The 20676-nt window shown below is 62.5% G+C and carries 28 protein-coding genes; 6 read left to right on the top strand and 22 right to left on the bottom strand.

Annotated features, from left to right (window positions below; all coding sequences use genetic code 11):
* Window positions 1-208: 208 nt before the first annotated feature.
* The 3 genes from NLY43_RS06705 to NLY43_RS06715 all read right to left on the bottom strand — a co-directional run bounded on the left by NLY43_RS06705 (window position 209) and on the right by NLY43_RS06715 (window position 2997).
* A complete protein-coding gene (locus NLY43_RS06705; protein ID WP_023711912.1) occupies window positions 209-994 on the bottom strand; it encodes a GGDEF domain-containing protein in 786 nt (261 codons plus the stop codon).
* A 393-nt stretch (window positions 995-1387) separates the two neighbouring features.
* Complete coding sequence (locus NLY43_RS06710) at window positions 1388-2038, bottom strand: hypothetical protein (RefSeq protein WP_023689083.1); 651 nt, start codon at window positions 2036-2038, stop codon at window positions 1388-1390.
* A 446-nt stretch (window positions 2039-2484) separates the two neighbouring features.
* A complete protein-coding gene (locus NLY43_RS06715) occupies window positions 2485-2997 on the bottom strand; it encodes a DinB family protein (protein WP_023673440.1) in 513 nt (170 codons plus the stop codon).
* A gap of 255 nt (window positions 2998-3252) precedes the next feature.
* Here NLY43_RS06715 and bluB point away from each other — a divergent pair, with 255 nt between their 5' ends.
* Window positions 3253-3888 (top strand): 5,6-dimethylbenzimidazole synthase, encoded by a 636-nt coding sequence (gene bluB, locus NLY43_RS06720; RefSeq protein ID WP_023705333.1) that lies wholly within the window; start codon window positions 3253-3255, stop codon window positions 3886-3888.
* A 12-nt stretch (window positions 3889-3900) separates the two neighbouring features.
* Here the strand turns inward: bluB and NLY43_RS06725 are convergent, their stop codons facing one another.
* Window positions 3901-4125 carry a hypothetical protein gene (locus NLY43_RS06725; RefSeq protein ID WP_023754715.1) on the bottom strand — a complete coding sequence of 75 codons (225 nt, stop codon included), beginning with the start codon at window positions 4123-4125 and terminating at the stop codon, window positions 3901-3903.
* Window positions 4126-4363: 238 nt separating this feature from the next.
* Between NLY43_RS06725 and ndk the strand changes: the two genes are divergently transcribed.
* Window positions 4364-4786, top strand: a complete 423-nt coding sequence (gene ndk / locus NLY43_RS06730; protein WP_023673443.1) for a nucleoside-diphosphate kinase — start codon at window positions 4364-4366, stop codon at window positions 4784-4786.
* 86 nt (window positions 4787-4872) lie between these two features.
* Here the strand turns inward: ndk and NLY43_RS06735 are convergent, their stop codons facing one another.
* The gene (locus NLY43_RS06735; RefSeq protein ID WP_023711913.1) at window positions 4873-5328 is read right to left on the bottom strand and encodes a MarR family winged helix-turn-helix transcriptional regulator; all 456 of its coding nucleotides are present in this window, start codon (window positions 5326-5328) and stop codon (window positions 4873-4875) included.
* A gap of 64 nt (window positions 5329-5392) precedes the next feature.
* Here NLY43_RS06735 and NLY43_RS06740 point away from each other — a divergent pair, with 64 nt between their 5' ends.
* Window positions 5393-5869: a cupin domain-containing protein gene (locus NLY43_RS06740; protein WP_023711914.1), complete on the top strand. Its 477-nt coding sequence runs from the start codon at window positions 5393-5395 to the stop codon at window positions 5867-5869.
* 3 nt (window positions 5870-5872) lie between these two features.
* Here the strand turns inward: NLY43_RS06740 and NLY43_RS06745 are convergent, their stop codons facing one another.
* The 6 genes from NLY43_RS06745 to NLY43_RS06770 form a co-directional block, all read right to left on the bottom strand.
* Window positions 5873-6640 (bottom strand): YbaY family lipoprotein, encoded by a 768-nt coding sequence (locus NLY43_RS06745; RefSeq protein WP_023711915.1) that lies wholly within the window; start codon window positions 6638-6640, stop codon window positions 5873-5875.
* A 69-nt stretch (window positions 6641-6709) separates the two neighbouring features.
* On the bottom strand, window positions 6710-7183 hold the full coding sequence (locus tag NLY43_RS06750; RefSeq protein ID WP_023711916.1) for a molybdenum cofactor biosynthesis protein MoaE: 474 nt from the start codon (window positions 7181-7183) through the stop codon (window positions 6710-6712).
* A gap of 4 nt (window positions 7184-7187) precedes the next feature.
* Window positions 7188-7445 carry a molybdopterin converting factor subunit 1 gene (moaD, locus tag NLY43_RS06755; protein ID WP_023711917.1) on the bottom strand — a complete coding sequence of 86 codons (258 nt, stop codon included), beginning with the start codon at window positions 7443-7445 and terminating at the stop codon, window positions 7188-7190.
* A 1-nt stretch (window position 7446) separates the two neighbouring features.
* Window positions 7447-8043, bottom strand: a complete 597-nt coding sequence (gene pgsA, locus NLY43_RS06760; protein WP_023673449.1) for a CDP-diacylglycerol--glycerol-3-phosphate 3-phosphatidyltransferase — start codon at window positions 8041-8043, stop codon at window positions 7447-7449.
* Between the two features lie 170 nt (window positions 8044-8213).
* Window positions 8214-10289, bottom strand: coding sequence for an excinuclease ABC subunit UvrC (uvrC, locus tag NLY43_RS06765; protein WP_023711918.1), 2076 nt, complete (start codon window positions 10287-10289; stop codon window positions 8214-8216).
* Window positions 10286-11050: an SDR family oxidoreductase gene (locus NLY43_RS06770; protein ID WP_023684725.1), complete on the bottom strand. Its 765-nt coding sequence runs from the start codon at window positions 11048-11050 to the stop codon at window positions 10286-10288. The genes uvrC and NLY43_RS06770 overlap by 4 nt, the downstream gene beginning before the upstream one ends.
* Before the next feature lie 411 nt (window positions 11051-11461).
* Here NLY43_RS06770 and NLY43_RS06775 point away from each other — a divergent pair, with 411 nt between their 5' ends.
* Window positions 11462-12112 carry an outer membrane protein gene (locus tag NLY43_RS06775; protein WP_023673452.1) on the top strand — a complete coding sequence of 217 codons (651 nt, stop codon included), beginning with the start codon at window positions 11462-11464 and terminating at the stop codon, window positions 12110-12112.
* Between the two features lie 63 nt (window positions 12113-12175).
* Here NLY43_RS06775 and NLY43_RS06780 read toward each other — a convergent pair whose 3' ends face one another.
* The 3 genes from NLY43_RS06780 to NLY43_RS06790 all read right to left on the bottom strand — a co-directional run bounded on the left by NLY43_RS06780 (window position 12176) and on the right by NLY43_RS06790 (window position 14611).
* The gene (locus NLY43_RS06780) at window positions 12176-12772 is read right to left on the bottom strand and encodes a glutathione S-transferase family protein (protein ID WP_023689091.1); all 597 of its coding nucleotides are present in this window, start codon (window positions 12770-12772) and stop codon (window positions 12176-12178) included.
* Window positions 12773-13112: 340 nt separating this feature from the next.
* A complete protein-coding gene (locus NLY43_RS06785) occupies window positions 13113-13502 on the bottom strand; it encodes a hypothetical protein (RefSeq protein WP_023711919.1) in 390 nt (129 codons plus the stop codon).
* Between the two features lie 581 nt (window positions 13503-14083).
* Window positions 14084-14611 carry a DinB family protein gene (locus tag NLY43_RS06790; protein ID WP_023711920.1) on the bottom strand — a complete coding sequence of 176 codons (528 nt, stop codon included), beginning with the start codon at window positions 14609-14611 and terminating at the stop codon, window positions 14084-14086.
* A 62-nt stretch (window positions 14612-14673) separates the two neighbouring features.
* On the opposite strand from NLY43_RS06790, the gene NLY43_RS06795 reads away from it, so the two are divergent.
* Entirely contained in the window at window positions 14674-15297 is a 624-nt protein-coding gene (locus NLY43_RS06795; protein WP_031193538.1) for a TetR family transcriptional regulator, read from the top strand.
* A 96-nt stretch (window positions 15298-15393) separates the two neighbouring features.
* Here the strand turns inward: NLY43_RS06795 and NLY43_RS06800 are convergent, their stop codons facing one another.
* The 6 genes from NLY43_RS06800 to NLY43_RS06825 all read right to left on the bottom strand — a co-directional run bounded on the left by NLY43_RS06800 (window position 15394) and on the right by NLY43_RS06825 (window position 18676).
* On the bottom strand, window positions 15394-15840 hold the full coding sequence (locus tag NLY43_RS06800; RefSeq protein WP_023711921.1) for a hypothetical protein: 447 nt from the start codon (window positions 15838-15840) through the stop codon (window positions 15394-15396).
* A gap of 202 nt (window positions 15841-16042) precedes the next feature.
* Window positions 16043-16465: a VOC family protein gene (locus NLY43_RS06805; RefSeq protein WP_023689094.1), complete on the bottom strand. Its 423-nt coding sequence runs from the start codon at window positions 16463-16465 to the stop codon at window positions 16043-16045.
* Window positions 16466-16535: 70 nt separating this feature from the next.
* Window positions 16536-16796 carry a MarR family transcriptional regulator gene (locus NLY43_RS06810; RefSeq protein ID WP_023689095.1) on the bottom strand — a complete coding sequence of 87 codons (261 nt, stop codon included), beginning with the start codon at window positions 16794-16796 and terminating at the stop codon, window positions 16536-16538.
* Entirely contained in the window at window positions 16789-17013 is a 225-nt protein-coding gene (locus tag NLY43_RS06815) for a hypothetical protein (protein WP_023689096.1), read from the bottom strand. Before NLY43_RS06815 ends, NLY43_RS06810 begins: the two co-directional genes overlap by 8 nt.
* Before the next feature lie 192 nt (window positions 17014-17205).
* On the bottom strand, window positions 17206-18054 hold the full coding sequence (locus NLY43_RS06820) for a 23S rRNA (adenine(2030)-N(6))-methyltransferase RlmJ (protein ID WP_023673460.1): 849 nt from the start codon (window positions 18052-18054) through the stop codon (window positions 17206-17208).
* Between the two features lie 7 nt (window positions 18055-18061).
* Window positions 18062-18676, bottom strand: a complete 615-nt coding sequence (locus tag NLY43_RS06825; protein ID WP_023711922.1) for a hypothetical protein — start codon at window positions 18674-18676, stop codon at window positions 18062-18064.
* 182 nt (window positions 18677-18858) lie between these two features.
* On the opposite strand from NLY43_RS06825, the gene NLY43_RS06830 reads away from it, so the two are divergent.
* On the top strand, window positions 18859-20016 hold the full coding sequence (locus tag NLY43_RS06830) for an ATP-grasp domain-containing protein (RefSeq protein ID WP_031199441.1): 1158 nt from the start codon (window positions 18859-18861) through the stop codon (window positions 20014-20016).
* Window positions 20017-20074: 58 nt separating this feature from the next.
* On the opposite strand, the gene NLY43_RS06835 is transcribed toward NLY43_RS06830, so the two are convergent.
* A complete protein-coding gene (locus tag NLY43_RS06835; RefSeq protein ID WP_023672747.1) occupies window positions 20075-20368 on the bottom strand; it encodes an addiction module antidote protein in 294 nt (97 codons plus the stop codon).
* Window position 20369: 1 nt separating this feature from the next.
* Window positions 20370-20657, bottom strand: a complete 288-nt coding sequence (locus tag NLY43_RS06840) for a type II toxin-antitoxin system RelE/ParE family toxin (protein ID WP_023672746.1) — start codon at window positions 20655-20657, stop codon at window positions 20370-20372.
* Window positions 20658-20676: the final 19 nt, after the last annotated feature.

Consider the following 20676-nt stretch of genomic DNA (forward strand, 5'->3'; position numbering starts at 1 on the left):
TCATCCCTACTCAGATAGTAGACGCCTCGCCTGATCTGTAAATGCTTATCTCTAGAGCGTTTCATCGTTTAGGGAAACGGCGAAACACTCTATTTCTTGTTCTGACGCAATTCCGAAGGAAAGCGCTAAGCGCTTTCCTGGGAACACACACTTTTCTTGGAATTGCGTAAGGCGCTACGCCGAGCTGTCGGCGCACCGGTCCCAGCCCTCAATGCAACGTCGGATCACCGGCGAGCAGGCCGCGCGGCCCGGTCGTTTCGAAACTGACCTGGTCGCGGCCGTTGGACTTGGCCTTGTAGAGGTGCCGGTCGGCCGTCAGGAACATGTCGGCATAGGTGGTGGGTCCGCTGAAGGCGACGCCGCCTATGCTTACCGAGAGCGGACAGGGCCGCCCATCCGGGGCAAACTCGACCTCGCGGATGCGCCGCCGGATCCCCTCGGCAACCAGCCAGGACTGCGACGGGTCGGCGCCGGGCAGGAAGATGGCGAACTCCTCGCCGCCGATGCGTCCGACGATGTCGGCGCCGCGCAGCTGGGCCTTGATCGTCTGCGCAATCAGCTTGAGCGCCTGATCGCCGCAATCGTGGCCCAATCGATCGTTGATGGTCTTGAAATGATCGGCGTCGACGATCAGCAGGGCGCCGGCATCGACGACGGCCTGGCTGCGCGCCTGTTCGAGATAGGCCTCGACCAGCATCGAAAACGCGCCGCGGTTGAACACCGCGGTCAGGCTGTCGGTCGCCGCGACGATGCTCAGATTCTTCTGGGCGATCGCCAGCTGGCGCATCTTGTACATCAGGAAAGAGAAGAACGATCCACCCAGCACGAGCGGCAGCAACAGGTCGGTGAGCTGCGCCCAGCGCAACGCTTCGGGCGACAGCGACGGAAAATTGTAGGAATCGACAAGGAAGGCCGCCGCGATACAGATCGCCGTGCCGACAACCGTGACTGCTATGACCCTGCCCAAGCTCGTGGGCGAAAGATCGACCCGCATGCCATTTCTCCCACTGTGTTCGCCATTTTGCAGCGGGAACACAAATGAAACCCTAAAATCTTACCTGCAATTCGAATGTGGTTAACCAGAACAATTCCAGGAAAGTGTGAGCAGCTTTCCCGGGAGAAGCGCGTGGGCGCTTTCCCTGAGAATTACCAAGACAAAGGGATAGCGCGTTTCACCGTTTCCGTTAAACGATAAAAAACTCCGGCAATCGAAAGGCGCGATCGGTTGCCTTGTGAGTGGCGACAAAAAGCCCGCCACTTGCGCGGCGGGCTTTCCGACTGGCCGGAGGCTTCTCGTCAGCGCATGTCCCTCGGGAAGTCTGGGCCATGCGGTAGGAGAGTGCCGTAAAGCCTCACGGCTGGCTCGACACTCCCGGCGAAACCTGTCTCAGCGACGCGAGATCATAAGGCATAGCTGCCGCAGATCGCTGTCGTAGGTGCCCTCGCTGGCGAGCACATCGACGCAGCGCTTCTTCATACGTGTCAGCTGGCTGTTCGACATGCTAGCGACGATACCGGGTGTCCCAGGGGTGCCTGGTGTTCCAGGAGTTCCTGGAGTGCCGGGGGTACCGGGCGTGCCCGGCGTTCCGCCAATGCCGACGCCGACACCGACGTTGATGCCGCTGCCGACGTTGACGCCGACACCGGCATTGATACCTCCGCTGCCGCCGACCGTGGCCCCAACACCGGCATTGATGCCACCGGCTCCGCCGACCGTCGCGCCAGCGCCAGCCTTAATGCCGCTGCTACCGCCGACTGAGGCGCCGAGGCCTGCTGTAACGCCGCTATTGCCGCCGACCGTTGCGCCAGCACCCGCCTTGATACCGCCGCTGCCGCCAACCGAGGCGCCGGCACCGGCCTTGACCCCGCCGCTGCCGCCGATCGAAGCGCCAACACCGGCATTGATGCCGCCAGCACCGCCGATAGATGCGCCGACACCGACGCCAATTCCGCCGCCTGCATTCGCGGGAGCGGCAAAAATGACGATAATTGCACCCGCCGCCAGTGTTCTAGCGATTTTTTGAGTGATATTAACCATGACACTCTCCTTGTTGCCGTTCTGCTTTGTGCATTGCAACATGCCAGCAAACCAAAGCAGACATATGCTTATGCACTCACAGCTACGCACGAGTCTTCCTTATAGTTTCTTTATTTTTTCCAAGAATAAGGATTGTAGTTCTCAAGGCGTGCACTGGTCTGCTAAAAAAAAATATGTTTTTGCTTCAATATTTAAACTTTGTTTAATTCTCTCGACAGAAATTCCACCGGAGTTGGAGCGGGTTGTGGCTGCGGCGGCCTGGAGCCGAAGGCCCACAAAAGGCGGGCCACTGACAGCCCAGCCATCTGGCCCAGTCACCGGGCAGCGTTGTGCCGACAGGGTCCTCAAACCCGGCTTGGATCCAGAGCTGGTGCCGGGCATCGACGGCCGCGCAAATGCACCGGTTAACGCTCCCGTGCGTTTAAACGGGAAGCGCGGTCAGGAGATCAGGCGTAGGCGCGGCCTTCGTCGGTGCGTTGGAAAAACGCCAGGTCGAGCTGCACCGAAGGCCGGCCGAGAATGGTCAGGATGGTATGCGCCTGGCCGCGGTGATGGGTCTGGTGGTTGAAGACGTGTCCCAGCGCCGGCGCCAGCCGCTGCGAGACGGTGCGCATGTCGGAAACGGTCATGTAGGAGAAGCGGCCGGACAAAGCTTTTTCGGTCAAACCGCCGACCCAGTCGACGATCCGCCTGTCCTCGGCCTCACGCGCCAGCTTTAGACCAGGCAATGCGCGGTGCAGGATGGCGTCGAGCTTTGCCGGCGCGTCGCCCTCGCCGGTGAAGCGTTTCATCCAGATGCGGTCGGTGGCCAGCAGATGGTTGAGCGTGCCCATCATCGAGCCGAAAAATGCGCCGACATCGCGGTTGAACTCTTCTTCGTCAAGTGCGGCGACGGCATCGTAGATGCGGCCATTGGCCCATTGATTGTAGGCCGCGAACATCATGAAATGCTGTTTCATCTTTTTCCCGCCGACGAGTTCCGCTTCAGCCGCAGGCGCCTAATTAGACCGCGAGGACGCAGCCGCCAATGACCATTCTGTTCTATGAACTCGTCGGACACGACGCGACCCGTCCGCTCAACCGGCATTGCTGGAAGGAGGCGGCGGCAGCAGCTTAGGGAATAGGCAGTAGGCAATAGGGTCTGAGCGCTGTACTGCCTACTGCCTGCTGCCTACTGCCTACTGCCTATTCCCCACACAAGTCTCCTGATCGCCATGCCACCACCCCCCGATTTCACCGATGATTTTCGCGCCGGGCTGGTCACGCTGCTGCGCTGGCGCCGGGATGTGCGGCGCTTCGAGCGGACGGCTTTGCCCGAGGATACGCTGGAGCGGCTGCTGGAGCTTGCCAGCGTCGCGCCGTCCGTCGGTCTCAGCCAGCCGTGGCGCTTCGTGGTGGTCGAGAGCGCCGAGCGGCGGGGCGCGGTGAGAGACTGTTTCGAGCGCTGCAATGCCGAGGCGCTGGCATGCTTTTCGGGCGAGCGCGCCGCTCTCTATGCCCGGCTGAAGCTCGCCGGTCTCAATGAAGCGCCCTGCCAGTTCGCGGTTTTCGCCGACCGCACGACGCAACAGGGCCACGGGCTCGGCCGCATGACCATGCCGGCGACCATCGACTATTCGGCCGTCATGGCGGTGCACACACTGTGGCTGGCGGCGCGGGCGGAAGGCATCGGCATGGGCTGGGTGTCGATCCTCGACGCCGCCGAGATGGCCGCAATCCTGGACACCCCGCCTGAGTGGACGCTGATCGGCTATTTCTGCCTCGGCTATCCCAGCGAGGAGCATGAGATGCCGACGCTGGAGCGCGAGGGCTGGGAGCGCCGGCGGCCGCCCGTTGTTATCAGGCGGTAGTGATACTGACAGTCACTTCGCGCCCTCTTTGCCGACCAGCTTGACGCAGATCGGGTCGCCCTTCGGCATCAGCGTGCATTGCCATTCGGGGCCGAAGCCGAAGTTCGTATCTGTGCGGAGTCCCGGAAAGAGCAGCATAACAAGGCCCACGGCAGCAAAAATGCCGATAATCAATAGGCTCCCTTTTATGTCGCCCGGCCTGAGGTGGTGGTAGGGCCAGCGCGTCCCGTCAAACATGGTCCGATGTCTTTCCATTCCGCTGGTTTCCCTTCGAAACCGTGCGTGCCTGCGCAATCGCCATTTTCCCGCAAAGCCTTGCCTTTGACCACAGCGTTGCGAACGGCCATGCGGGCGGTCGCGGTCGAATAACGCTGCCGGGGCGCCTCCCCTTGGCAATGGGCCGGGCGGCTTGTATAGAGCCCGCCACTCCACATTCCGATCTCAAGACTTTCCATCTCAAGACAAGGACGACCCCATGGCGCTCGAACGCACCTTTTCCATGATCAAGCCGGACGCGACCCGGCGCAATCTTACCGGCGCCATCACCAGGATGCTGGAAGAGGCCGGCCTGCGCGTCGTCGCCTCACGTCGCGTGTGGATGAGCCGCCGCGAGGCCGAAGGCTTTTACGCCGTCCACAAGGATCGTCCGTTCTTCGGCGAACTGGTGGAATTCATGTCGTCGGCGCCGACGATCGTGCAAGTTCTGGAAGGCGAAAACGCCATTGCCAGGAACCGCGAAGTGATGGGCGCGACCAACCCGGCCAACGCCGCCGAAGGAACCATCCGCAAGGTCCACGCGCTGTCGATCGGCGAGAATTCCGTGCACGGCTCCGACGCGCCGGAAACCGCCGCGCAGGAGATCAAGTACTGGTTCTCCGACACCGAGATCGTCGGCTGAGCCGACGCGAACCAATGTATGCAAGAGGCCGGCACTTCGCCGGCCTTTTTCTTTGGTCAGGTCCCGGCTTCGGCTTCATGCCGCTTTCAACGGATGAGCGGCGTGTCCCAGAGGTCGCCGAGCAGCGTTTTCAGCTCCGTGAAACGCTTCTCGCCCAGTTCCTCGGCCCATTCCCGCTCGACGTCGAGCAGGATGTCGGCCATCTTCTGGTATGCGGCGCGCCCGCGGTCGGTGAAGTGGACGACGGTCCCGCCGCTCTCATCGGGTGCCGCCGAGCGAGTGATATAACCCATCGCTTCCAGCGTCTTCAGCAGTTGATTCATGGCCTGCTTGCTCATCGCGGCGCGCTCGGCGAGCGCGCTCGGCCGAAGGCCATCCGGGCCGGGATATTGGATCACCGCCATATGCGGCGGGCTGAGGTCCTCGAAACCCGACGCCCTGAGATCCCTGATCAGCTTGCGGTGAATGGCCATGGCCGGAACGCGCAGCAGTGCACCGATCAGCGGTGGCTTCTTTGGTGGTTCTTCCCTGGATAATGGCATTGACACTCGGGTAAATCGAGTTTACTCATTTCGGTAAATCGGATTTACCACATGGGAGGGTGAAATGCTAGACAGAGCTAGCCAGATCAGCGTCAATCCGGCCGACGAGACAATCAGCCATGGCGGCCTTGCCGTGCGCTTCCTGCTTACCGGCGACCAGTCGAACGGCAGCATCGCCGCCTTCGAACTGACGGTCGCCGGCTCGCAGCGCCTGCCCGCCCCGGCGCACAGCCACGATCACTATGAAGAGACGATGTACGGGATCGAAGGCGTGCTGATGCTGACCGTCGACGGACACCGGCACGATATCGGGCCGGGCCAGGCGCTGTGCATTCCGCGCGGCGCGGTCCATCGCTTCGACAACGACACCGCCGCGACCGCCAAGGTGCTGTGCGTGGTGACACCGGCGGCGATCGGCCCGGAATATTTTCGCGAGGCCTTCGCCATCTTCAGCACTGGCGGCCCGCCAGACCGCACCAGGCTGATGGACCTGATGCGCCGGTTCGGCCTGACGCCGGCGCCCCCGCCGCCGCAGTCTTGATTCTTAGCTCGCTGCGTTGAATCGCAAAATGTCACGGCCGTCCTTGTCGGCGATGATCAGCTTGCCGCCATCGACACGGTATGACGCCGCCTTGGCGAGCGCCTCGAACAGCGCCTTTTCCTCGGCCATCACCTCCGGCGCGCAGGCCTTGTAGGTCGAGCCGATGTCGTTGACCGCGATCGTCGATCCTTCGACCTCGGCGGTGGCGAAATAGGCGTTGCACGGGCCGCTGCCTCCCGCCTTGCCGGCTTCGCTGACCCGGAACGTCGCCTGCGGCTCCGAAATCACGCCGATACCGTCGATATATTCGACTAGCCAGCTCTGGCCGAACAGCGAGGCCGAGGTCGGCTTGTCGCTCGGCGCCACCATTTTCAGCACAATGGCCTGCGGCGCCTCGCTGAGCGGATCGACCTGATAGCGCGAGTCCGTGACGAACAGCAGCTTGTCGTCGGCGGTGATGCGCGCCTGCAGCGCATAGGTCATGTTGGGCCGGATCACCGTTGGATCGAAGCTGATCTCGAACTTGATCGGCACCTGGCCGGCCGGCGCTACCTTGCGCTCGCCGACAATGGCGGCCGGCGCATCGGCCAGCGATACATCGGCAAGTTGAACCGACAGCACGGCGTTGGGCGGCAGCGCGATGCGCTCGCGATACATCACCTCGCCCTTCAGGGTTTTCTCGGCGGCGACGGAAGGCTCGGGAACGGCCAGAACGCCGATAACCAGCGGCACAAAACCGAAGACGAAGAATTCGGCGATCCTGTCCAGCATGCCCTTGCTCCCTTTTTGCCGATGCGATTTGGCCAAGGGAATGCGGTCAATACATGGCTGCGCCGAGATTTATTCGGGCCGCGCCTTCCAGCGCGCCGCAGCCTGGTCGTCGGCGTCCTTGGCCTCGACCCAGCCGCCATCGGTGCCGTCCACGCGGTGCTCCTTCTTCCAGAAGGGTGCACGCGATTTCAGGAAATCCATCAGGAAATTGGCCGCTTCGAACGCCGCCTGCCGGTGCGAGGACGCCGCCACCACCAGCACGATGTTTTCGCCCGGTGCGATCTTGCCGTGGCGATGGATGACGGTCAGCCCTTGCAGCGGCCAGCGCTGAAGTGCCTCGCCGGCGATGCGGGTGATTTCGGCCTCGGCCATGCCGGGATAGTGCTCGAGTTCCAGCGCCGACAGCTGGCCCTGCTCGTCGCGGCAAAGTCCTGAGAAGGACACCACGGCGCCGATGTCGGCGCGCCCCTCGGTCAGTTTCGCGATCTCGGCGGCAACGTCGAAATCGTCGCGCTGGATGCGCACCGTCGGCGCGCCGGACATGGTGTCAGCCCCCGGTCATCGGCGGAAACAGCGCGATCTCGCGCGCGCCGGCTATCTTTTCGCGATGCTCGACATGTTCCTGATTGATGGCGACGCGGATTACATCAGGATATTGCAGCGCGTGCCCATATTCCTCGCCCCGCGATTTTAGCCAGCGCAGGAGGTCGGCGACCGTCTCGATGCCCGCGGGCAATTCGACGTCTTCCTCAGGCTTGCCGATCCGTTCGCGCACCCAGGCAAAATAAATGAGCCGGGTGATCATCTCACTCGTCCATGATGTGCTTGAGGCCGGCGCGGAAATAGTCGTAGCCGGTGTAGAGCGTGACGAGGGCTGCGATCCACAGCAGCACCAGTCCGGTCTGCGTGGTCAGCGGGAAGATCTTGTCGCCGGCAGGCCCGGCCAGCAGGAAGGCGATGGCGACCATCTGGATGGCGGTCTTCCATTTGGCGAGCTGCGTCACCGGCACCGAGACTTTCAATGCCGCCAGATATTCGCGCAGCCCCGAGACCAGGATTTCGCGGCACAGGATGATGATTGCCGCCCACAGCGACCAGCCTGCGATGCCGGCATGGCGGTCGGTGTCGGCGGCGAGCAGCAGCAGGCACGTGGCGACCAGCAGTTTATCGGCGATCGGATCCAGCATCTTGCCGATGTTCGACGTCTGCTGCCAGGCGCGCGCCAGATAGCCGTCGAGATAGTCGGTGATCGAAGCCAGCAGGAAGATGATCAACGCCGACCAGCGGGCGAAGTCGCTCGATTTCAGATGCCCCTCGAGAAAAAAGCACAGCACCACCAGCGGCACCGCGACGATGCGGGCATAGGTAAGCATGTTGGGCAGGTTGAACGCGCGCTTGGCCATATCTCAGGGACTCTTTCTGCCTGCGTACTCAAATCAGAACCGGATGTAGGGGGTCAACAGGCGAGATTCGATTGGCCAGACGAAAATAGCGCGCGATTGCCGGGATTCGAGTGGCCTGCGAGAAAAGAACGGCTGCTGCCATTTCATCGGGACAGCGGCGTCACCGGCGCTCAGCTCTCATGGAAATGATTGTAGACGAGCTTGGCGACCTGCTCTGAAATACCGTCGACCTTGACCAGATCCTCGACTGCCGCGCGGCTGACCGCCTTGGCAGTGCCGAAGGCCAGCAGCAGCGCGCGCTTGCGACCGGGACCGATGCCGGCGATCTCGTCGAGCGGGCTCTTGACCAATTCCTTCTTGCGCCGCGCGCGGTGCGAACCGATAGCGAAGCGATGGACCTCGTCGCGCAGCCGCTGGACGAAATAGAGCACGGGATCCCGCACAGGGAGCGAAAACGAGTCCCTGCCTCTGACGAAAAAACGCTCGCGGCCGGCATCGCGGTCCTGGCCCTTGGCGATGCCGATGGCCGCCACGCGATCCTCGATGCCGAGGTCGGCGAGGATCTTGCGCACCGCGCTCATCTGGCCCTGGCCGCCATCGATCAGGATGACGTCCGGCCAGGCCGGGAAGCTGCCGGAGATGTCTTCCTCGATGTCGTCGCCTGCTCCACCGGCTGCCGCGTCGTCGGGAACGACATCGCCATGTTCCTTCAGCAGCCGCGAAAAGCGCCGTTCCATCACCTCGCGCATCATGCCGAAATCGTCACCGGGCGTGATCTCGGTCGAGCGGATGTTGAATTTGCGGTACTGGTTCTTCACAAACCCTTCCGGCCCGGCGACGACCATGGCGCCAACGGCGTTGGTGCCCATAATATGCGAATTGTCATAGACCTCGATGCGCACCGGCGGCTTCGGCAGGCCGAAGGTCTCGGCAAAGCCGGCGAGCAGCCGGCCTTGCGTGGAGGTTTCGGCCAGCCGGCGGCCGAGCGCCTCGCGGGCATTCTGCAGCGCGTTGTCGGTCAAATCCTTCTTCTCGCCGCGCTGCGGCACCGAGATCGACACTTTACGGCCGGCGCGGGTGGACAGCGCTTCGGCCAGCAGTTCCTGATCCTGGACGCCTCGCGACAGCAGAATGTTCCGTGGCGTCGGCTTGTCGTCATAGAACTGCGCCAGGAACGAGCCCAGCACTTCCGCCCCCTCCAGTGCCGGATCGGCCTTGGGGAAATAGGCGCGGTTGCCCCAGTTCTGGCCGGTGCGGAAGAAAAACACCTGGATACAGACCTGGCCGCCCTCCTGATGGATGGCAAAGACATCGGCCTCGTCGACGGTGGCCGGGTTGATGCCCTGATGGCTCTGCACATGCGACAGCGCTGCCAGCCGATCACGATAAATGGCGGCGCGCTCGAAATCGAGCTCCTGCGAGGCCTGCTGCATGGCGGCAGAGATTTCGGTCTTCACCTTCTGGCTGCGGCCCGACAGAAAATCCTTCGCCTCGCTGACCAGCTCGGCATAGTCGCCATGCGAGATTTCGCCGGTGCAGGGACCGGCACAGCGCTTGATCTGGTAGAGCAGGCACGGCCGGGTGCGGTTTTCGTAGAAGGAGTTGGTGCAGCTCCTGAGCAGGAAGGCGCGCTGCAGCGAATTGATGGTGCGCCCGACCGCGCCGGCCGACGCAAAAGGTCCGAAATAGTCCCCCTTGCGCGAGCGCGCACCGCGATGCTTGTAGATGCCGGGCGAGACGTGATCGCCAGTCAACAGGATGTAAGGGAACGACTTGTCGTCCCGCATCAGCACATTGAAACGCGGCCGCAAGCGCTTGATGAGATTGGCCTCGAGCAGCAGCGCTTCGATTTCGGTGCGGGTGACGACGAACTCCATCGTCGATGTCTCGCGCACCATGCGGCCGATGCGGGCGGTGTGGAACCGGCCTTGCGCGTAGTTGGTCACCCGCTTCTTCAGGCTGCGCGCCTTGCCGACATAAAGCACGTCGCCGGCAGCGTTCATCATGCGGTAGACGCCGGGCGCATTGGGCAGCCGCTTGACCAGTGTCTGGATGACCTCCGCGCCGACCATGCCGTCGGCGTCGCCGGCATGCGGCTGCCAGTCTATCGCTGTGAAGGCGACATCGGGCCCGGTGGCCTCGGGCTCGACGATCTCCTCGACCGCTTCATCCTCAAGCTCGATGTCGGGCGGCATATCGTCGGCGGCGCCGGCGCGCGTCTTGTGTTTCTGGTCTGCGGGACTCATTCCACCATGCCTGTCACATCCGGCGTCTGCCATGCAAGATGCTGGCCGCCGTCGAGCGCGATCATCTGGCCGGTCACCGAGCGCGCCTCCCAGAGATAGCGGATGGTGGCGCCGAATTCGGCCAATTGCGGGCCGCGCTTCAGAATCAGGCCATCGACCTGCTTTTGGAAATCATCATCGTCCTGGCGGGCATTCTTCAGCGCCGGACCGGGACCGATGGCGTTGACGCGGATGCGCGGACCGAGCGCCTGTGCCAGCATTTCGGTCTGCGTCCACAAGGCCGACTTCGACAGCGCATAGGAGAAATAGCGCGGCGTCGGCCGCCAGACGCGCTGGTCGATGATGTTGACGATCAGCCCCTCCTGCCCTTGCGGCAAGGCGCGGGCGAAGTTTTGCGCCAACAGCGCCGGCGTCTTCACATGGATGGCGAAGTGAAGGTCCCATGCCGCCCAGTCGAAGTCCTCGACGCTATCGTCGACGAACAGCGACGCATTGTTGACAAGAAGCGTGACCGGGCCGAGCGCTGCCGCGGCGCGGCCGACGAGATCGCCAACCGCATCCATGTCGGTCAGATCGGCGGCTACCACGCCGGCGCGGCCGCCTCCGTCCCTGATGCTCGCAGCCAGCGCGTCGGCCTCGGCGGTCGAGCGGTTGGCGTGGATGGCGACGGCAAAACCGTGCGCGGCCAGATCCTCGACGATCGCCTTGCCGATCCGCTTCGCCCCGCCCGTCACCAGCGCCGTTCCGGCGGCTTCGATCATCTGTCAATCCTCAATCTGCGCCTCAATTCGGCTAGCGGCACATTGTGACGCGTCCAGGGGTTAAATGCCGTTTCCACCTGGGGCAGGAATGTGGCGAAACGGCTTTTTCGCCGCCGGCACCGCCCCGGATTCGGGTCGGCAGGACCGCAATATAGGACGCTGAACCCGTTGCACCAAGCCGAGTGCGGTGCAGCATCGCCTGCGTACTGACATTTCGCTGTTGCGAAGATGCAACGTCAAGCTTCGGCCTCATTCGTGCCGGGGAATGACCCATTTTCAGGTTCGCTGCCGCCGCATTTTGACACGACATTCGGAACCGTTGAGTGCCAGATCCGTTTCACCCCCCGGACGGGTTGATGGCGCTCAGGACAAACAAGCCTACGTGTCTTGTGGCTTAAGGAGTAAACAACAATGCAAACCAATCTCAAATTCGCGCCGCTCGCGGTTGCGCTCGGGCTCTTCGCCCTCAGCGGTACCGCTTTTGCTGCCGATGTCGTCTCGGAAGAGCCCCCGGCGCCGGCCCCGATCGCCGAGCTCCCCGTCGCTTCCTGGGCCGGCCCGTATGCCGGTCTCAGCGCCGGCTACGGCTTCAGCGGTCATGCCAAAGTCCAGGACGGCGGCCCCGACATCAAGACCAAGGGCTTTGTCGGCGGCGTTTTCGGCGGCTACCAGTGGCAGCAGGAAAACTTCGTGTACGGTGCTGAAGCCGATCTCGGCTACAATGGCGTCAAGGGTGACAGCGGCGGCGTCAATTCCAAGGGCGGCTTCGAAGGCTCGCTGCGCGCCCGTCTGGGTTACGCCGTGACCCCGGAAATCCTGCTCTACGGCACCGGCGGCGGCGCCCTGAAGAACCAGAAGGTCTCGGTCCCCGGCGACAGCGACAGCAACACCATGCTCGGCTGGACGGCCGGCGTCGGCACCGACATCAAGATCACCGACAATGTGTTCGGCCGTGTCGAGTACCGATACACCGACTTCGGTTCCAAGAGCTTCGACAGTGTCGGCACCAAGGTCAAAGAGAGCGACAACCGCGTCACCTTCGGCGTCGGTATGAAGTTCTAACTGTCGTTCAAGCCACGACACAAGAAAGCCGGGCCTCGCGCCCGGCTTTTTTTGTTTCGCCCGTCAGGCCGGCACAGCCACCTTCAGCCCCGGAAACTTCTCATCGAAACGCGCTGCCCAGCGGGTCAGGCGGCCGCGGCCCTTTTCCCATTTGCCGGCGAAGCGCAGAGAGAGGTAGCCGAGGCAGGCACGCAACGCCAGCTGGCCAAGCGTGATCTTCTTCGGCAGCTTCGGCGGATTGGCGTTGAGGAAATCGAGTGCGGCGGTGATCTTGGTCCACTGGCGATCGAGCCAGGGTTGATAGACCATCTCCTCCGGACGCGTGCGCCGCTCATAGACCATCGACAGCGCGCAGTCGCATATGCCGTCGGCCAGCGCCTCCAGCACTTCGGCCTCGAGGCGCTTGTCGGCATTGCGCGGCAACAACAGGCTCTTCGAAGCGCGGTTGAGATGCTGGGTGATCGCGCGGCTGTCATGGATCGAGCGGCCGTCGTCGAGCACCAGCACCGGAATCTTGCCGAGAGGATTGGCTGACATCAGTTCAGCAGGCTTGTCCTCGGTCTTGACCGGCACCAGCTCGACGGCAATGCCGGCATGGAGTGCTGCCATGCGCACCTTGGAACTGTAGGGGGATGAGGACGCGTAGAGCAGCTTCGGCATGATCGGTTTCCTGTTTTCGGACGGCCAGTGCATGTCGCTCAAAAATGCGGTTCCGGTCTTGAGAACGACGCGCGTAAAACAAAGGTCTAGAGCGCGTCGCCTGAACCCCATCGGATGCGACCGCCTTAGTGTTGGCCGATCTTCCCTGAGGGGCAACTGCCAGAAGGGCAAAACCAGGCGGCCAATCCGCCGACAATGAAGTCGCCAATGCATGTCGCATAGAATTGGCGTCGATTGCGAGAGAACGACGTGGATCAAAACGAGACCTAAATCACAACAAAAAAGCTCCCGGAAATCTGCCAGTCGGCAAAGTTCCCGGGAGCTTTGAGATGGTCCGCTGTTACTTCTTCTTGGCGGCTGGCTTCTTGGCCGGTGCAGCCTTCTTCACAGCTGCCGTCGACTTGGCGGCGGCGGCCTTCATCGGAGCCTTGGCGGCGGGTTTTGCCGCTGCCTTGGCTGCCGGCTTCTTGGCGGCGGGCTTGGCTGCTGCCTTCGCAGCAGGCTTCGCCACAGCCTTGGCGGCCGGCTTCTTGGCGGCGGGTTTCGCTGCTGCCTTGGCGGCGGGTTTTGCTACTGCCTTAGCTGCCGGCTTTGCCGCTGCCTTGGCGGCCGGCTTTGCCGCTGCCTTCGGTGCTGCCTTCTTTACTGCTGCAGGTTTCGCGGCAGCTTTCGGTGCCGCTTTCTTTGCCGGCGCTTTCGCCGCCGGCGCCTTCGTCGTGATCTTTGCCATGCGATGCCCCTTGCGTTTGTGCCGATGGCCGTGAGTGACCCGGCGAGCTAATGCATATCTGACTCGTGCGTATCTAGCCAGCGAAGCATTACATAGAATTTCGCAGATTAAGTTTCGGTTACGCTGAGAGCATGATCGCAATGATCGGCACAGAAATCGGCAAAGAATCTTCCCGCTTCGCAGCGAACTATTGCGAGAGAAATCTCTGATATCGCGACTCACACGATCTTCTCGTCAAGCTCACATTCTCTTGCAACGCCGTCGATCTCACGCGGTCATCGGCGGCCTATCAGATGGCAACAATCATCGCACAGCAGAGGCTGATCTTGCTTCATCCCAACGGTTGCAGGAACAGCACTAAACTAGACGCGAGCTTTTTACTCGTATATCGAAAGTGGTTGGATGAAAGCCAGGAAAGACAGCACTTGAAGGACAGCCTGTTGTGTGTCGGACGTCTCCCAGACGAGAAGGGGGATCACCAGCTTCGGCGCAAGAGATGCCTAACGGAAATGGGAAACGAAGATCGGGGAATCCTCCTCCCAGGAAGCCGCGATCCCTTGGAAGCCAAGGGGTGCAGGCCCCTAAGCGCCAACCCGCTCGCGCACCTGCAGCCGGCGCGAAGGCTCGGCGTGGTGGAGGTGGACGGCAAACGTATCCCACGGCGGCGCAATTCCGATCTGCATCAGGATCCGCCCGATCTCGCCGCGGTGATAGCCGCCATGCGTGACGACATGTGTCAGCATTTCCTGGCGTGACATCATCGCCCTGTCGCCGTCGGTGAAGGTGAAAGGCACAGACTCTGACATGAGCTTTGGCGAGACGGCTTCGATATAGTCGAGATACCAACGATCCATCGCAGCGACATCAGCGCTCAATTCATCGAGTGCCGGTGTGTCCTCGGTGTTGTCGGACGCATAGCCATGACGCGTGCCGGAAAGATGCGCGGCGAATATCTTCGATACGACAAGGTTGTGGTTGATGAGACGGGTCGCCGTGTGGCGCTGATCGATATGCTCCTGCTGGTCGAGGCCCGCAAGCTTCTCCAGCAATTCACCATTCGCCCAGGCTTGATAAACGAAGAGGTTGCGGAGCAAATCCAGCGCGTCCATGGTCTATATCCTTTGCAAAAAATGTGAGTATGTTATCTATATTCTTGGCTGCTGGAGCAGACATGTCTACTCGCATTGCAAAGCCGCGCTCACGCATGCGCAAGCAGCCGCGCCAGGCGCGTTCGAGAGCGACGGTCGAGGCGCTCATCGAAGCCGGTGCTCATGTTCTGAGCGCGCTCGGCTGGGCCGGCTTCACCACCAACAAGGTGGCCGATGCGGCCGGCGTCAGCATCGGCTCGCTCTATCAATATTTTCCCGACAAGCTGTCGCTGGTCGAAGCAATTCGCCGGCGACATTTCGATCAGGTGCTGTCGGTGATCGCCGAATCAGCAGAAGGCGACAAGCCGCTCAAGCGATTCGCGCAGGAGCTGGTGCGCGGCATGATCGATGCGCACAGCATCCATCCGACGCTGCATCAGGTGCTGCTCGACGAGGCGCCGGGCGATCGCGGCTCACGCGCCGCCCATGCCTCGTTCCAGTCGCGCTATCTGGATCACTACACGGCGGCGGTGGCGCAATATCGCAGGCGCAGAAAGGACAATGAGACCGTGGCCCGGGTGCTGTCCTCAGCGGTCGAGGGCGTCATCCACAATGCCGCGCGGCGAGACATGCTCGACGCGCCGGAACTGCAGAAGCAGTTGGTCGAGCTGATCTGCGCTTACGTATCTGGTGGGAAGGCGATGTGAGGCAGCGGCAGCAGTTCGGAGATTGGCGAAACCGGAGCGACATCAGATCTCCCCCTTGCAGGAGATGGCAGGTGCAACGGCGGTTCTTATCCGACCTTAGCGCAGGACGCGGCAGCGGCCGTTGTAGACCATCCAGCGGTCGAAGCCCGAGACGCAGAATTCGACATTGTCGCCGATCGAGGCAAAACCCTGGCCTTCCTCGATCAAGTACCAGATGGTGCGGGCGCGGCCGTCGGAAAGGCTGACGGTGGCGCCGCAATAGCGGCGGCCGATCGGCCATTCTTCGCTGGCCGGGAGATAGCGATGCTGGTGGATGCGTTGGAAATCGGTGATCGAAACATCCGGCAGATGCGGCACGTGATGCACCTGGTAGGAGAAGCGGCTGGAGATTTTGCTTAGCACCCAGGCCTCGCCGCAAACGCCGCTGTCCTCGTCGGAATAGACGGAAAGATCGGCGGCCTGCGCTGGCTGGCCAAAGGGTGCGGCCAGCGGCGTGCAAAGCGAAATCAGGGCAGCAACAGCGGATTTGGCAAAGCGAGTCATGGCAGCCTCTCAAAGGTCGACTGCGCCCACTTTGCGGATTCGGCGGCGCGCGGTCAAGCGGTCGCCCTGACGATGGTTTCCCGCTCCGCAACCGGTTTTGCCGGTGCGAAGCTGCGAAACCACGTCCTGACCTTCGAAAAAGCTCGCCTTGCCCATTAGGAAAAGCGGCCTGCCCATGGCCGGCGGGCCGCCGAAACCCGGTTCAGCCTTGCTTGGCGTCGCCCTGCGGTATGGCGGCCGGGTCCATCCACATCGCTTCCCAGACGTGGCCGTCAGGATCGGCCAGGCTGCGATTGTACATGAAGCCATAATCCTGTTGGGCGTTGATGTCGGCGGCGCCGCCATTTTTCGCCGCCGCCTCGTTCATCGCATCGACCGCCGCGCGGCTGTCGCAGGACACGGCAAGCATGACCTCGCTCGAGGTGGCCGGCGGGATGGGGCGATCGGTGAACTGACGCCATTTGGCGTGGGTGAGCAGCATGACGTTGATCGTTTCGCTCAGCACCATGCAGGCTGCGGTGTCGTCGGTGAAGTGCGGGTTGTTGTCGAAGCCGAGGGCTTTGTAGAATGCCATCGACGCAGCGAGATCGGCGACGGGCAGGTTGACGAAGATCATGGGGGGCATAGGGTCTCCTTGACAGTACACACTTGAAACCGGACCGGCGTTTCGCCGGACCATCCTCCGATGCCTTCTCTCAACGCACCGGTTTTGCTTTGCCGCGCACCCTCTCGGTCTGCGCCTCCTGCATCGCTTCGACCTCTTGATAAGCCGAGCAAAAACTGCATCTCGGCCGCCGAATATTCTCCAGCAATGCGGCGCCCGCCTCGAGGATCGGATGGTAGCAGCGCCGGACGAGTTCCTCGGTCTTCTTGCCCGCCGCGACCATGACCTTGCGCCTGTCATCGGGATCCGGCTGGCGGCTGACGAAGCCGCGCTTTTCCAGCCGGTCAATCAACGTCGTGACCGCCGCCGGCGTGAGATTTGTCTCCCTCGCTACGAGGTTTGCCGGCCCCGCCGGCCGTGATTGATCGCACCGAGACACAGCGGCGCTCGGCAGCGCTCAGCACATAGATTTCGGCGACGGTCCCATCGAACGTTTCGACGGCATCCTGCCAGCGCGACATCGCGAAGCCTATCGCGTTGACCAGTTCCTCTTCTGTCGATCTTGGCATTCGATTCGAAATCTAATAATTAGATATCTATCTCTCGGATTCTGGGATTAGCGTCAACGCCGAGCCGATTAGATGTGCATCTCCATGGTTTCGGTTCGTTGAACACAGCTGAGCATTCGCGGATGGCGCCACCGTCAAAACCTCTAGCGACTTTGTGTCTTTGCCGCGGGCGTCGCCCGCTGCGAAGCGTCGCTACTCCCCGGCCAGCCATTCCAGCGACCAGTGCGCCGGCTTTTCGACCGCCAGCAATCTGTGCAGGACCGGCAGCACGATGCGCAGTTCGCGCTCCAGCGTGAAGGGCGGGTTGACCACCACCATGCCGCTGCCGTCGAGGCTTGGTTCACGCGATGCCGGCCGGATCTCGAACTCGATGTCGAGCAATTTTGGGACGCCGGATTGCTTGAGCGCCTTGCGGAAGGCGATGATCGCTTTGCGATCCTTGATCGGATACCACAGCGCGTAGATGCCACCCGGCCAGCGCCTGTGCGCTTTCTGCATGCCGTCGACGAGGCGGTCGAATTCGCCGGCTTCCTCGAACGGCGGATCGATCAGCACCAGGCCGCGCTTTTCCTTTGGCGGCAGATGCGCGCCAAGCGCCAGCCAGCCGTCGAGTTCGATCACCCTTGTCTGGAAATCGCCGGCAAACAGCGTCTTCAGCCTGGCGGCATCTGCGCCGTGCAGTTCGATCGCCGACAACCGGTCCTGCTTTCGCATGAGGTGCCTGGCGATCAATGGCGAGCCCGGATATTTCTTCACCCCGCCATCGGGATTGAGCGAACGCACCGCTTCAAGATAGGGGGCAAGCAGCGCAGCCGCCGATTTTTCGATCGGGGCGTCGATGAGGCGGCCGATGCCGCCTTGCCATTCGCCGGTCTTTTGCGCTTCCGCCGACGAAAAATCGTAGCGGCCAATGCCGGCATGAGTGTCGAGGACACGGAACGCTTTGTCCTTCTGCTTCAGATAGTCGAGCAGAAGGCTGAGCACGACATGCTTGACGACGTCGGCGAAATTGCCGGCGTGATAGGCGTGACGGTAGTTCATGCCGCGCTCATGTCGAGGAGCCTCTGCCCCAACGCGGCGGTGGCGGCTTCGAGTTCGGGTTCTCCGGCCGGCGACCGCCGAAAGCCAGAGTAAGCAGGAAGCCGATCAGGCCGACGGCCATCAGCCCATAGCCAACCGGCCGTGCGCGTCGATCGATCTCACCGGCGCCGGAGCGCAGTATCAGATCCACTGCGCGTATCGGGATATCGTCGGCGTCGCCCGGGCCGGCGGTGAAGAGATAGGCGCCGGGACTGACGGTTTCGATCACGCCGGCCTCGTCGCGAAAGATCTTGTCGGGCAGTTGCGGGCTGACCTGGCGCGGATTGTCGGCGTGGTTGAATTGCAGCGTCGAGGCAAGCACCGTGCGCCCGGCTGTGGCGGCAGTCAGCGTCAGCACGGTGCGCTGCTGCGAGACAATGCGCTCGGCCTTTGCCCTCAGGTCGACCAGCACTCTGACCGGCGCGTCGCCAGCTTTCAGCGTCACCGTCACAGGCCTAAACCGTCCCTGGTCGTAGACGCGCCAGGCGCCGATCTCGTGGCCGGAGAAATTGCTCATGGCCCAGGGATAGACGAAGCCAATGGCGGCGCCGGCAAGCAGTATCAGGACAAACAGAAAGCGCATTGAGGAGATCCGGGTGTTCGACAGATTGCCAATAACGCCCTGAAGGCCAAAAAGCGATGGCTGACGCAGCGGAGCCACCTTTGTGGAGTCCGTTGGCGGCACGCAAGCCATGTGGCACTTATGGCGAATGAAGCCTTCCGCAGAAGCATCGACTCGTCTTTTCCAACCGATGCCGGTGGCTCATGCCCAATAGCACCGTGCTGATCACCGGTGCCCGCGCGCCGGTGGCGCTGCACCTGGCGCGGCTGCTGCATGGCGCCGGTCGCCGGGTGATCCTGGCCGACAGCCCGGCCCGGCCGATCGCCGCAGCGAGCACGGCCTGCGCCGCCTACCATCGCCTGCCGCCGCCGCGCTTTGCCGCCGACGCCTATGCCAAGGCGGTGGAAGCGCTTGTCCGCGCGGAAGGCATCGAACTCGTTATCCCGACCTGCGAGGAAGTCTTTTATCTCGGTCGTCTCTGGCAGCACCGCGCCATGCCGGCCCGCCTCTTCGCACCCGAGATGGCGATGCTCGCCCGCGTTCACGACAAGCATGCCTTCATCCGGCTGGCGCAGAGCCTTGGGCTCGACGTGCCGGAAACGATACTGCTGCAAAGCGAGGCCGATCTCGACGGCGTTCGTGGCCAATCGCGCGAATTGGTGTTCAAACCGGTGTGGTCGCGTTTTGCCCGTGACGTACTGCTGCGGCCATCGCCGGACGAACTCGACGCCGTCCGCCCCTCGCCCGCCGCTCCTTGGGTGGCGCAGCGCTACATCACCGGTGAAGAGATCAGCGCCTATGCGGTGGCGATCGAGGGTGAACTCAAAGCGCTGGCGCTCTACCGTTCGCTTTATTGCGCCGGCAAGGGCGCCGGCATCTGTTTCGAGCCAGTCGGGGATGCGGCTGCCCGGCGCTTCGTCGAAACCTTCGTCGCCGGCGCCGGCTGGACCGGCCAGATCTCCTTCGACCTGATGCGCGAGAATAACGGCACGGTGCTGCCACTGGAGTGCAATCCGCGCGCCGTGAGCGGCCTGCACTTCTTTCGCGATCCGCGGCGCTTCGCCGACGCGGTCCTGGAGGATGGCGCCGAGGTGAAGCCCGACGTGACGGCGCCGCAGACGGTGAGGCTGGCGATGTGGATCTACGGGATGCCGGCGGCACTGCGCTCCGGTGGTCTCGGCCGCTTCCGTCAGGCGATGCACGATGCCGATGAGCTGCTCGACTGGCCGGGCGACCCCGCGCCGAAGCGGGCGCAGTGGCGCACGCTGGCCGAGATCGCCGGCACAGCACTGCGCCAGCGCATCAGCCTTCAGGCTGCGTCGACGCGCGATATCGAGTGGAATGGGCCGGAGCAGGACTAGTCGAGTTGAAGCGGAACTTCCCGTTTTCAGCTGAGTGCGTAAGTCCTGCTAAGGTTGCCTAAACGGGATTAACTGGCTTTGCGGACAATTGCAGGCCAAGCGCCTTGGTTACGCCCAGCAATGTACTGAGGCGCGGATCGCCCTTTTCGCTCAGCGCCTTGTAGAGTGCCTCTCGGGTCACGCCGGCGTCCTTCGCTATGCTTGTCATGCCGCGGGCGCGCGCGACAATGCCGAGGGCGTGCGCAATATAAGTCGCGTCCCCGGTCTCGAACGCATCAGCGAGCAGTTCGGCTTGAGACTCAGCATCATCAAGATATTCGGCGGCGTCGAATGGTGTGGTTCTGAGGGTCATATCAAACTTCCTTTGCCATTTTCCTGGCTTTTCCGATGTCCCTGTCCTGCGAGCCTTTGTCACCGCCGCAGAGCAGGATAATGACCGTGTTGCCGCGCCGGACGAAGTACACGCGGTATCCCGGACCGTAATCTACGCGCAATTCTCCTATGCCATCGAAGAACTTGGCGTCTCCCAACAGCCCAGCCTGAACGCGGACAATCCGTTGGGTGATCTTCTTTACGGCGCGAATGTCCGTGAGCCCTCTGAGCCATTTTCGGAATTCGTCAGTGGATCGAACTTCGATCATCCGTGAACTATAATTTACA

Source organism: Mesorhizobium sp. C416B (assembly GCF_030323165.1).
Classification (GTDB): Bacteria; Pseudomonadota; Alphaproteobacteria; order Rhizobiales; family Rhizobiaceae; genus Mesorhizobium.

Bases quoted from the DNA above. Each gene is read 5' to 3' on its own strand.
- NLY43_RS06735 (WP_023711913.1), bottom strand. From the start codon at position 5,328: ATGCCATTATCCAGGGAAGAACCACCAAAGAAGCCACCGCTGATCGGT.
- NLY43_RS06820 (WP_023673460.1), bottom strand. From the start codon at position 18,054: ATGAACTACCGTCACGCCTATCACGCCGGCAATTTCGCCGACGTCGTC.
- NLY43_RS06800 (WP_023711921.1), bottom strand. From the start codon at position 15,840: ATGACTCGCTTTGCCAAATCCGCTGTTGCTGCCCTGATTTCGCTTTGC.
- NLY43_RS06830 (WP_031199441.1), top strand. From the start codon at position 18,859: ATGCCCAATAGCACCGTGCTGATCACCGGTGCCCGCGCGCCGGTGGCG.
- NLY43_RS06805 (WP_023689094.1), bottom strand. From the start codon at position 16,465: ATGCCCCCCATGATCTTCGTCAACCTGCCCGTCGCCGATCTCGCTGCG.
- NLY43_RS06835 (WP_023672747.1), bottom strand. From the start codon at position 20,368: ATGACCCTCAGAACCACACCATTCGACGCCGCCGAATATCTTGATGAT.
- ndk (WP_023673443.1), top strand. From the start codon at position 4,364: ATGGCGCTCGAACGCACCTTTTCCATGATCAAGCCGGACGCGACCCGG.
- bluB (WP_023705333.1), top strand. From the start codon at position 3,253: ATGCCACCACCCCCCGATTTCACCGATGATTTTCGCGCCGGGCTGGTC.
- pgsA (WP_023673449.1), bottom strand. From the start codon at position 8,043: ATGGCCAAGCGCGCGTTCAACCTGCCCAACATGCTTACCTATGCCCGC.
- uvrC (WP_023711918.1), bottom strand. From the start codon at position 10,289: ATGAGTCCCGCAGACCAGAAACACAAGACGCGCGCCGGCGCCGCCGAC.
- NLY43_RS06745 (WP_023711915.1), bottom strand. From the start codon at position 6,640: ATGCTGGACAGGATCGCCGAATTCTTCGTCTTCGGTTTTGTGCCGCTG.
- NLY43_RS06715 (WP_023673440.1), bottom strand. From the start codon at position 2,997: ATGAAACAGCATTTCATGATGTTCGCGGCCTACAATCAATGGGCCAAT.
- NLY43_RS06750 (WP_023711916.1), bottom strand. From the start codon at position 7,183: ATGTCCGGCGCGCCGACGGTGCGCATCCAGCGCGACGATTTCGACGTT.
- NLY43_RS06775 (WP_023673452.1), top strand. From the start codon at position 11,462: ATGCAAACCAATCTCAAATTCGCGCCGCTCGCGGTTGCGCTCGGGCTC.
- NLY43_RS06710 (WP_023689083.1), bottom strand. From the start codon at position 2,038: ATGGTTAATATCACTCAAAAAATCGCTAGAACACTGGCGGCGGGTGCA.
- NLY43_RS06840 (WP_023672746.1), bottom strand. From the start codon at position 20,657: ATGATCGAAGTTCGATCCACTGACGAATTCCGAAAATGGCTCAGAGGG.
- NLY43_RS06725 (WP_023754715.1), bottom strand. From the start codon at position 4,125: ATGTTTGACGGGACGCGCTGGCCCTACCACCACCTCAGGCCGGGCGAC.
- NLY43_RS06780 (WP_023689091.1), bottom strand. From the start codon at position 12,772: ATGCCGAAGCTGCTCTACGCGTCCTCATCCCCCTACAGTTCCAAGGTG.
- NLY43_RS06825 (WP_023711922.1), bottom strand. From the start codon at position 18,676: ATGCGCTTTCTGTTTGTCCTGATACTGCTTGCCGGCGCCGCCATTGGC.
- NLY43_RS06815 (WP_023689096.1), bottom strand. From the start codon at position 17,013: ATGCCAAGATCGACAGAAGAGGAACTGGTCAACGCGATAGGCTTCGCG.
- moaD (WP_023711917.1), bottom strand. From the start codon at position 7,445: ATGATCACCCGGCTCATTTATTTTGCCTGGGTGCGCGAACGGATCGGC.
- NLY43_RS06795 (WP_031193538.1), top strand. From the start codon at position 14,674: ATGTCTACTCGCATTGCAAAGCCGCGCTCACGCATGCGCAAGCAGCCG.
- NLY43_RS06740 (WP_023711914.1), top strand. From the start codon at position 5,393: ATGCTAGACAGAGCTAGCCAGATCAGCGTCAATCCGGCCGACGAGACA.
- NLY43_RS06770 (WP_023684725.1), bottom strand. From the start codon at position 11,050: ATGATCGAAGCCGCCGGAACGGCGCTGGTGACGGGCGGGGCGAAGCGG.
- NLY43_RS06785 (WP_023711919.1), bottom strand. From the start codon at position 13,502: ATGGCAAAGATCACGACGAAGGCGCCGGCGGCGAAAGCGCCGGCAAAG.
- NLY43_RS06705 (WP_023711912.1), bottom strand. From the start codon at position 994: ATGCGGGTCGATCTTTCGCCCACGAGCTTGGGCAGGGTCATAGCAGTC.
- NLY43_RS06790 (WP_023711920.1), bottom strand. From the start codon at position 14,611: ATGGACGCGCTGGATTTGCTCCGCAACCTCTTCGTTTATCAAGCCTGG.